8 protein-coding genes are annotated in these 9,511 nt (G+C 46.5%); all 8 read left to right on the top strand.

Going from position 1 to position 9,511, the window contains the following annotated elements:
* Positions 1–553 precede the first annotated feature (553 nt).
* Positions 554–2,311, top strand: a complete 1,758-nt coding sequence (gene abc-f / locus BBG47_RS26160) for a ribosomal protection-like ABC-F family protein (protein ID WP_065294184.1) — start codon at positions 554–556, stop codon at positions 2,309–2,311.
* Positions 2,312–2,365: 54 nt separating this feature from the next.
* A complete protein-coding gene (locus BBG47_RS26165; protein WP_065294191.1) occupies positions 2,366–3,019 on the top strand; it encodes a histidine phosphatase family protein in 654 nt (217 codons plus the stop codon).
* A 343-nt stretch (positions 3,020–3,362) separates the two neighbouring features.
* The gene (locus tag BBG47_RS26170) at positions 3,363–4,352 is read left to right on the top strand and encodes a LacI family DNA-binding transcriptional regulator (protein ID WP_065294185.1); all 990 of its coding nucleotides are present in this window, start codon (positions 3,363–3,365) and stop codon (positions 4,350–4,352) included.
* Entirely contained in the window at positions 4,345–5,223 is an 879-nt protein-coding gene (gene rbsK / locus BBG47_RS26175; protein ID WP_065294186.1) for a ribokinase, read from the top strand. Before BBG47_RS26170 ends, rbsK begins: the two co-directional genes overlap by 8 nt.
* A gap of 1 nt (position 5,224) precedes the next feature.
* The gene (rbsD, locus tag BBG47_RS26180; protein WP_065294187.1) at positions 5,225–5,623 is read left to right on the top strand and encodes a D-ribose pyranase; all 399 of its coding nucleotides are present in this window, start codon (positions 5,225–5,227) and stop codon (positions 5,621–5,623) included.
* 79 nt (positions 5,624–5,702) lie between these two features.
* Positions 5,703–7,184, top strand: coding sequence for a sugar ABC transporter ATP-binding protein (locus BBG47_RS26185; RefSeq protein ID WP_065294188.1), 1,482 nt, complete (start codon positions 5,703–5,705; stop codon positions 7,182–7,184).
* Position 7,185: 1 nt separating this feature from the next.
* Positions 7,186–8,154 (top strand): ribose ABC transporter permease RbsC, encoded by a 969-nt coding sequence (rbsC, locus tag BBG47_RS26190; protein WP_065294189.1) that lies wholly within the window; start codon positions 7,186–7,188, stop codon positions 8,152–8,154.
* Between the two features lie 18 nt (positions 8,155–8,172).
* Entirely contained in the window at positions 8,173–9,090 is a 918-nt protein-coding gene (gene rbsB / locus BBG47_RS26195; protein WP_065294190.1) for a ribose ABC transporter substrate-binding protein RbsB, read from the top strand.
* The last annotated feature ends 421 nt before the right edge of the window (positions 9,091–9,511 follow it).

The following is a 9,511-nucleotide window of genomic DNA, read 5'->3' on the forward strand; positions in this document are numbered from 1 at the left end:
ATTTACACAAAAATATTGACGCTACCACGATTTGAAGAAACAAGAGGGCATTTGCTCTCTTGTTTTTGTTTGGTGTTGATATATTGAGTTCATGATTTAACCAACAATTTGCTACCCGCAAATTTTTTATATGAATTAATGATCAATACTTGTATACTTTTTTATAGCAATGTGATAAGGTAGAAACGATTATGTAAGAGGAGGTATCTATTTAAGGACATGTGGACTAACTAATTGGACTCGTTATGGAATTGGATAACAACGATCCAGCGCTCTGCCGCAATGGTGGAACGGTTAGAAAACACGTGTGCCTATTTACAGATACTCCTTATCGTAATAGTTCGGACAGTGGAAGCAGTGCAGGCTGAATTAGCTTGCTCCTGTTTTGTTTTGCCGCGACTTGTACCTATGCGTAAGCTACAGAGTGCTTATGGAGGGTATGCTATTTGTTTGCGTTAGGGTTTCTTTATCGCACAATCTAATCGTGACTCATCGGCAGAGGCCGGTGAGTTTTTTTGTTGCGCTTAGTTGCGCGGATAAAGGAGGTAAACGTATGACGTTGTTGTTAAGCTGTAGAAATTTAGCGAAAGCCTTTGGAGATTTACAGGTGCTACGAAATGTTCAGCTCGATATTGCCAAGGGGGATCGCATTGGACTGGTCGGATGCAATGGTGCAGGCAAAACGACACTCGCCCAGTTACTATATGGAACAGTAAAGCCGGACACAGGTGTGATCACTTGTTTCGGAGATTCGATTGATATTGGATATTTAAAGCAATCGACTTCGTATTCAGTTCAAATGTTCAGTGAGATGTCGGAGTGCATGCTGGAGAAGGATGGGGCTTCCTCATTCATGACTGCAACAAGCATGATGGGCGTAAGACAGGTGCAGTCGTGGGAAATGGAGAGAGCTCGTCATCTGAGCGGAGGGGAGCGTACGAAGTTGGCGCTAGCTCATATCTGGTCAACTCGCCCTCATTTATTACTTTTAGATGAGCCTACGAACCATCTAGACTTGGATGGTGTGGAATGGTTGATTCGAGAACTGAATTCATACGATGGTTCGATGCTTGTCATCTCGCATGATCGATATTTTCTTGATCGGACGGTTCAGCGTACTATTGAGCTAGAGGATGGGGTTGCTCATGAATACATGGGGAACTACAGCGCGTATCGCGATGAAAAAGCTCGAAGATATCAGAATCAGCTGCATCAATATGAGACGGAGCAAAAGTATAAAGCAAAAATAGAAGTTGAAATCCACCGCTTGGAACAGTGGTCTTCCAAGGCGCACCGAGAAGCAGGCAAAGTTGGCAAAATGGCAGAGATGCGTACTGGCATCAAGGAGTTCTATCGTACCAAGGCCAAGAAAATGGATCGACAGGTGAAATCGAGGATAAAAAGGCTTCGTCGAATCGAATGTGAAGGAATTCAGAAGCCGCGAAAGGAGCAGCAGATTTATTTTGAATTTGATCATCCCGACAAACGGGGGAGACGAATGTTGGAAGCCAATCGGATTCATAAATCTGTAGGGAATAAGCTGCTGTTCCAGGATAGTTCATTTACCGTTCAGCGTGGAGATAGAATCGGACTTCTAGGGCCAAATGGGTGCGGCAAATCAACACTTATCCGGATGTTAATAGGGCAGCTTCAACCTGATCGTGGAGAGATCTGGCTAAGTCCAAGCATCAAGCCCGCCTACTTATCTCAGGAGCTGGACGATCTGGATGCGGAGCAATGCGCATTGGAATGGTACGGGTACGACTCTGATAGTCTTGCCGAAGTACGCACGGTACTCGCTCAGATGGGGATTGAGGCAGAAATGTTGATGAAGCCGATGAAGCAGCTGAGCCTAGGAGAACGGATGCGTCTCAAAATCGCGAACTTGATCGTCAATCGTTCAGACGTTCTTGTTTTGGACGAACCAACGAACCATTTGGATTTACAGAGCAGGACGCAACTGGAGGAAACGTTAACCTCGTATTCTGGAACGATGCTGATCGCTTCCCATGATCGGTATTTTCTCGAACGAGTATGTCAAAAATGGCTGGTTTTTCATGACGGCAAAGTGACACTGTCACAACGCTCATTAAGTCAGGCAGTGCAAGTTGGCGATGATGGACAAGGTTCGGATCAGATGGCCTCCTCAGATGAGGTGTATGATCGGTTAATGGTAGAACATAAGTTATCCCACATTTTAGCCGAGCTATCACTGTGTAAACCAGGAGATAAGAAGTATACGGTACTAGATGAGGAATACCAGTTGTGGCTCCACAGAAAGAAGCATTTGGATCAATCTAGGTATAAATAGCTGAATTTAGCGAATCATAGGAGTACATTCGTGCATGAGAGGGTGCCCAACAACATGAGAATGAAAAGGTATGTACGGTATGTACTCCTACCAATATTTATGGCTATTTTGATGTTCATGTCCGGTTTCCAAAGCGGAAGTAATATGCGATTGGATGTGCCTGAAAATGAATTAGACTCTGTGATCCACGCCTTACAAAAAGGCGGATATATTTTGTATGTGAGGCATGGCGAAGCTACGGTTGGGCAGGATCGACCGGCCGTGGATTTTAATGAATGCTCGACGCAGCGCAATCTGAGTGATACCGGAAGAGAGCAGGCTAAAATGCTTGGGGAGTCTATGCGCAAACTCAATATTCCTGTTCAATATCCAGTTGTTGCGAGTCCATATTGCCGAACCCGAGAATCGGCAGAACTTGCCTTTGGTTCAGGCAATGTGGCTGTCGATCCTTCTTTGGCGGCTATCGCTAAGCTTAGCGATAGCACAATTTCAGCTGCAGAGAAACAAAGCATTGTGACGCAGGTAGAGAAAATGTTCGAGGTAGTACCCCTGTCTGGAACGAACAAAGTAATCATCGGTCACGCTTTTCCTGCCGGTGTTGCTGTCGGTGAGATCCCTTATATGGGGACTGTTGTGATTAAGCCCAAAGGGCCGGGGAATGGGTATGAGATTGTCCAAAAAATCAGTCTTCAAGATTTCATGAGATAGGATTCCGAACAAGCAAAAGTTCCTTCATTTCGGAGTAAGGCGGTCCGCCCTCCGTTTTACCGCATTACAGGATGATTGTAGAACGACACAAACATTGGTTCAAGACATCTTTACTAAATGGGTGGAAATCCAAGGTCAAGGACTAATGTTTGTGTCGTAGATTTTCAACTACAAACACTCCTCAGATTCTACTTGATCAGAACCGCAGCCTGCCACGACCACCAAAAAGATGCTGCCAGCCATCCTACCTAGATAATGGAACAGCCATAAACCTTGTCAAAGGTAAATGATTGTGTTATTTTATATGTGTAACCGGTTTCATATTTAGAGGTGAGTAACAACGATGGCAACGATTAGAGACGTAGCGAAACATGCGGGCGTATCCGCAGCAACCGTATCGCGGGTAATCAACGACACTGGATATGTGCATGATGATACCCGCAGAAAGATTGAAAGCGCAATCAAAGAACTTCACTATACGCCGAATGAAGTAGCTAGATCCTTATACAAGCGAAAATCCAGACTGATCGGTTTCCTACTCCCTGATATCACCAACCCTTTTTTTCCTGAGTTGGCGCGTGGGGTGGAGGATAAGATGCAGGAGAATGATTTTCGAATCATTTTTGGCAATAGCGATGAAAATATACAAAAAGAAAAAGAATATATCCAGACCTTCGTACAAAATAATGTGGTTGGCGTGATTGCATCCACGAATCATCCGGATGCAGTTATTTATCAGAAGCTGAAGATTCCGGTAGTATTTCTCGACCGTACGGTGGACAATCGCCCGTCGGTATATGCGGACGGACATGAAGGCGGTAAGATAGCTGCCCATGAAATGATTGCCCGCGGCAGCCAGCGCATTACGGTCATGCAGGGTCCGGCTTCCATTCGGCCGGCACAGGATCGTTATCAGGGCGCGATTGATGTGCTGAACAGCCATGGGATGGATTACAACGTAATCCAGACTACATCGTTTTCGTTCACGGAGGCAGGAAAATGGGCGAAGGAATTGTTCGAGCGTTATCCGGACACGGATGGCATCATTGCCAGCAACGACATTGTCGCTACTGCGGTGCTTCATGAAGCGCTTCGGCTTGGCAAGAATGTGCCGGATGACGTGCAAATCATCGGCTTTGACGATATTCCGCTCAGCAGTCTCTTAACACCAGCACTGACGACGATCAGGCAGCCCGCTTATGATATGGGCAGAGCCTCGGCAGACCTTTTAATACAATTATTAGAGAATGAAAATGTAGATCAGAAAATCATACAAATGCCCGTGACATTTACAGAGCGGGAAACAATGAGGAAGGTGGGGCAACATGGCTAAAATTATTGTAGTAGGAAGCTCATCGATTGATTTAGTCGTTACATCATCCAAACGCCCGGGGGCCGGTGAAACAGTTCTCGGGGAAAGCTTCAAAACCGTTCCTGGAGGCAAAGGAGCGAATCAGGCCGTTGCCGCAGCGCGGCTCGGAGCCGACGTAACCATGATCGGGCGAGTGGGAGACGATGCATTCGCAGCGCAAATTTTGAACAACTTTAAGCAAAACAACGTTTGTGTCGACAATGTGGAACCGGTTCCACATATGGAAAGTGGAACAGCGCATATCATTTTGGCAGAAGGTGATAACAGTATTGTTGTTGTGAAAGCGGCCAATAATGAAGTTACCCCAGAATATATCGACCATACGAGGGAAGCTTTTGAAGGAGCGGATATGGTGATGATCCAGCAGGAGATTCCGGTGGGAACCGTTACTCATGTCAGCCGGATCTGCAAGAACCTTGGGATTCCGCTGCTGCTCAACCCAGCGCCAGCACGTCCGCTTGATGATGAAGTAATCGAAAACGCTGCTTATATTACACCAAATGAGCATGAAGCGGAAATCCTGTTTTCATCTCTAACGGTTTCTGAGGCGCTGCGCAAATATCCGAACAAGCTGTTTATTACCGAAGGCAGCAAAGGAGTGCGTTATTTCGACGGCTCTAATGAAGTGCTCGTACCATCTTACAAAGTGGAAGTGGTAGATACGACAGGCGCGGGAGATACCTTTAACGCTGCTTTTGCGGTCGCATTAGCTGAAGGAACAGCGATTTACGATAGCGTCCGTTTTGCCAACCGTGCAGCTTCCTTGTCTGTAACGAAGTTTGGTGCGCAGGGCGGCATGCCATATCGTCAAGAAGTGGAGGCGCAGATGTAACATGAAAAAACAAGGCATCTTGAACAGTCATATTTCGAAAATTCTGGCCGATTTGGGCCACACAGATACAATCGTCGTCTGCGACGTCGGTCTTCCCATCCCGGAAGGGGTCAAGAAAATTGATTTGGCGCTGACGTTAGGTACGCCAAGCTTCGAGGATACCGTCAATTCCATTGCTGCCGATATGGAAATCGAAAAAGTGGTGATTGCGGAAGAAATCAAAGCGCAAAATCATGAAGCAAATGCTTATATTCAGCATAAATTCGCAGATTGTGAAATCGAGGATTGTCCTCACGAAGAATTCAAGGAACTAACTCGCAAGGCCAAAGCGGTGATTCGCACGGGCGAGGCTAAACCGTTCGCCAATATCATTTTACAAGCAGGTGTCTATTTCGGTTAGCAAGTGCTTTCGAAGTCAGTTTTGCTATAAAGGACATCCAGAGAGGCAACGTTCGCAAAACTTTTAAGGAGGAGCCATTATGCAGATTCAAATGAAAGGAATCCACAAAGCCTTCGGCAGCAACCAGGTACTATCCGGCGTTGATTTTGACCTGCGCGAAGGCGAGGTTCACGCCCTCATGGGCGAAAACGGTGCGGGCAAGTCCACCCTAATGAACATTCTGACGGGCCTGCATGCAAGAGATAAAGGAACCATCCTGATCGACGGCAAGGAAACGTATTTTGCCAATCCGAAAGAAGCGGAGCGGCAAGGTATCGCTTTTATCCATCAGGAGCTAAATATATGGCCTGACATGACCGTGGTGGACAACCTGTTCATCGGGAAGGAGATGTCCTCGACTTGGGGACTTCTAAAATCCAAGGAAATGAAGGCGCTTGCAATTGAGCAATTCAAAAGACTCTCCGTTGATATACCGTTGAATATAGAAGCAGGACAATGCTCGGTAGGACAGCAGCAGATGATTGAAATCGCCAAGGCACTGTTGACGGACACCAAGGTCATTATCATGGACGAACCAACCTCTGCGCTGACGGAAAGAGAAATTCAGAAACTATTTGAAGTCATTCAGTCCTTGAAAAAAGAAGGAGTATCGATTGTTTATATATCGCATCGAATGGAGGAGATCTTCGAAATTTGTGACCGAATCACGGTAATGCGTGATGGCCGAACCGTAGACACCAAGGCGATTCCAGAAACCAATTTCGATGAAGTCGTAAAGAAAATGGTCGGCAGGGAGCTGACCGAACGCTACCCTGCTCGCAACCCTTCACCAGGTGAGGTTGTACTGGAAGTAGAGCATGCAACTCGCAAAGGATCGTTTGAAGATGTAAACTTCAGCGTCCGTCAAGGTGAAATCGTTGGTTTCTCCGGCCTGATGGGTTCTGGACGCACCGAAATCATGAGAGCGCTGTTCGGATTGGATCGGCTGGATCAAGGCGAGGTCCGTATGTTCGGCAAGAAGGTCGAGATCAGAAAGCCAGTTGACGCCGTTAATCATGGAATCGGTTTCATTACGGAAGACCGAAAAGACGAAGGATTGGTTCTGGACTTTTCCGTTCGGGATAACATGGTGCTTCCAAGCATTAGCGGGTTTACAAAGAAAGGCATCATCTCAACGCAAAGTGAAAAGTTATTCGTGGACGCCTTGATTAAGCGATTGCAAATCAAAACGCATTCAGCAGAAACCGCAGCAGGCAACTTGTCCGGTGGTAATCAGCAGAAGGTGGTTATCGCCAAGTGGATAGGCATCGGACTGAAGCTGTTAATCCTCGATGAACCAACCCGGGGCGTAGACGTTGGCGCTAAGCGCGAAATCTACCAGCTCATGAACGAACTGACAGGCCATGGCGTTGCGATCATTATGGTATCTTCCGAATTGCCTGAAGTGCTCGGCATGAGCGACCGCATCGTTGTAGTTCACGAAGGACGAATCACAGGAGAATTAAATAAAGCAGAAGCGACACAGGAAAAAATAATGACGCTGGCGACAGGGGGAAAGTGATATGACAACCATCAATGATGCAAAAACAAGCAAAGGCTTTCAACTATCGCAAATGACGCAAAAGCTCGGACCGCTCCTTGGTCTATTCATACTGATTGTCATCGTGTCCGTTCTTAACCCAAGTTTTTTGGAACCGCTTAACATTTTGAACTTGCTGCGGCAGGTATCCATCAACGCATTGATTGCGTTTGGCATGACCTTTGTCATTCTTACGGGCGGGATCGACTTGTCCGTCGGCTCAACACTAGCATTATCAAGTGCGTTTGTAGCCAATATGCTCGTAGCGGGCTATGATCCGATTCTGTCTATCCTCGCTGGCTGTTTGCTTGGTGGTGTGATGGGCATGATTAACGGTCTTCTGGTTACACAGGGTAAAATGGCTCCGTTTATCGCGACACTTGCAACAATGACCATTTTTAGAGGACTGACGCTTGTTTATACAGATGGTAATCCGATTACCGGGCTTGGTGACAGCATGACATTCCAATTGTTCGGTCGCGGTTATCAGTTCGGCATTCCGGTTCCAGCAATCACGATGATTATTGCCTTCGCAGTACTGTGGGTGATTTTGCACAAAACGGCTTTCGGACGCAAAACCTATGCAATCGGGGGTAACGAGAAAGCGGCTATCGTATCCGGTATTAAAGTGTCACGCGTTAAAATCATGATTTATTCCTTAGCAGGTATGCTCTCCGCTTTGGCCGGGGCTATCTTGACTTCGCGTTTGAACTCGGCGCAGCCGACTGCAGGTACATCTTATGAACTTGACGCAATCGCTGCGGTTGTATTGGGCGGTACAAGCCTTTCCGGAGGCCGGGGACGAATTGTCGGTACGCTGATTGGTGCGCTCATTATCGGTACTCTGAACAACGGACTTAACCTGCTCGGCGTATCTTCCTTCTATCAAATGGTGGTCAAAGGTATCGTTATTCTGATTGCGGTACTCATTGACCGGAAGAAATCTGCATAAGCGAGAGGAGAGAATCACATGAAAAAGCTAACGATAATACTGTCAGCGTTACTGCTCATTTTAACTACCGGCTGTTCTCTGGAGCCTCCAAGCTGGGCGAAGCCAAAAACGGGTGGGGACTTAAAGGATATGAAAATCGGTTTGTCCGTCTCTACATTGAATAACCCGTTCTTTGTTTCCTTGAAAGATGGCGTTGTTGCCGAAGCTAAAAAACACGGCATAGAAACAATTGTCGTCGACGCGCAAAACGATTCGGCTAAACAAAGCAATGACGTTGATGACCTGATGCAAAAAGGCGTTAATGTACTTCTGATTAACCCTACCGATTCCGCAGCCATCTCGACTGCCGTGCAATCGGCGAATAGCCTTGGTATTCCTGTCATTACGCTCGACCGTTCGGCGGATCACGGCAACGTTGAAGCACTGGTTGCTTCAGATAATGTCAAGGGAGGCCGCATGGCGGCTGAATTTATTGAGAACCTCGTCGGCAAAAATGCGAAAGTCATTGAGCTTGAAGGTGTAGCGGGCGCATCGGCGACCCGTGAACGCGGCAAAGGCTTCCACGAAGTGGCAGACCAGACTTTGAAAGTTATTGCGAAGCAAACGGCGGACTTTGACCGTACAAAAGGTCTTAACGTGATGGAAAACCTGCTTCAAGCAAACCCTGATGTACAAGCTGTATTCGCGCACAATGACGAAATGGCGCTCGGTGCGATTGAAGCCATTAAAAGCACCGGCAAAAATATTCCGGTTATCGGATTTGACGGCAATGACGATGCATTAAAATCGATTCAGGAAGGCAAGCTGACAGCAACCGTAGCACAGCAGCCTGACCTGATCGGACAGCTTGCGGTGCAAGCCGCATATGATGTGTTGCAGGGCAAGACAGTGGAAAAAACCATTCCTGCGCCGCTGAAGCTGGTGACTAAGGAATAAGTTGTGAAATAAGCGTGGCGATTATCCGTTTAGGAAGCTCCCTTAATAGCAAACAGTCTCATGTTTGGGCCTGCCGCTGTTAAGAGAGCTTTTTTGTATTAAAATGTGCTTAGCGTGGTTTTTTTCCGAAATGCTGGTGATACCCTAGTTTAACATATACCTAGTTAGAAAGAGAAAGTAGTAACGTGAAAAATGTGAACGTCAAATAAGCCCCGACTATCGAACAGACTGGGATTGGTCAACATTTTAACGAACAAGCGAATCGTCTTCTTTCACAATTGGTTTAAGCCAATTCATTTAGTTCACCTTAGTCATAAAATAGAAGGCAGAGTGAGCCACTCTTCCTTCTATTTTATACTTTTATACATTAATTAATAGTAGCTTCTGCCGAAGTTACAGGCGCAATTGCATAGATTGATCC

The organism is Paenibacillus sp. KS1 (assembly GCF_001680695.1).
Classification (GTDB): Bacteria; Bacillota; Bacilli; order Paenibacillales; family Paenibacillaceae; genus Paenibacillus_B; species Paenibacillus_B suaedae.

What these genes read in the sequence shown, in the direction of transcription:
- abc-f (WP_065294184.1), top strand. Translation starts at nt 554, where the DNA reads ATGACGTTGTTGTTAAGCTGTAGAAATTTAGCGAAAGCCTTTGGAGAT.
- BBG47_RS26165 (WP_065294191.1), top strand. Translation starts at nt 2,366, where the DNA reads ATGAGAATGAAAAGGTATGTACGGTATGTACTCCTACCAATATTTATG.
- BBG47_RS26170 (WP_065294185.1), top strand. Translation starts at nt 3,363, where the DNA reads ATGGCAACGATTAGAGACGTAGCGAAACATGCGGGCGTATCCGCAGCA.
- rbsK (WP_065294186.1), top strand. Translation starts at nt 4,345, where the DNA reads ATGGCTAAAATTATTGTAGTAGGAAGCTCATCGATTGATTTAGTCGTT.
- rbsD (WP_065294187.1), top strand. Translation starts at nt 5,225, where the DNA reads ATGAAAAAACAAGGCATCTTGAACAGTCATATTTCGAAAATTCTGGCC.
- BBG47_RS26185 (WP_065294188.1), top strand. Translation starts at nt 5,703, where the DNA reads ATGCAGATTCAAATGAAAGGAATCCACAAAGCCTTCGGCAGCAACCAG.
- rbsC (WP_065294189.1), top strand. Translation starts at nt 7,186, where the DNA reads ATGACAACCATCAATGATGCAAAAACAAGCAAAGGCTTTCAACTATCG.
- rbsB (WP_065294190.1), top strand. Translation starts at nt 8,173, where the DNA reads ATGAAAAAGCTAACGATAATACTGTCAGCGTTACTGCTCATTTTAACT.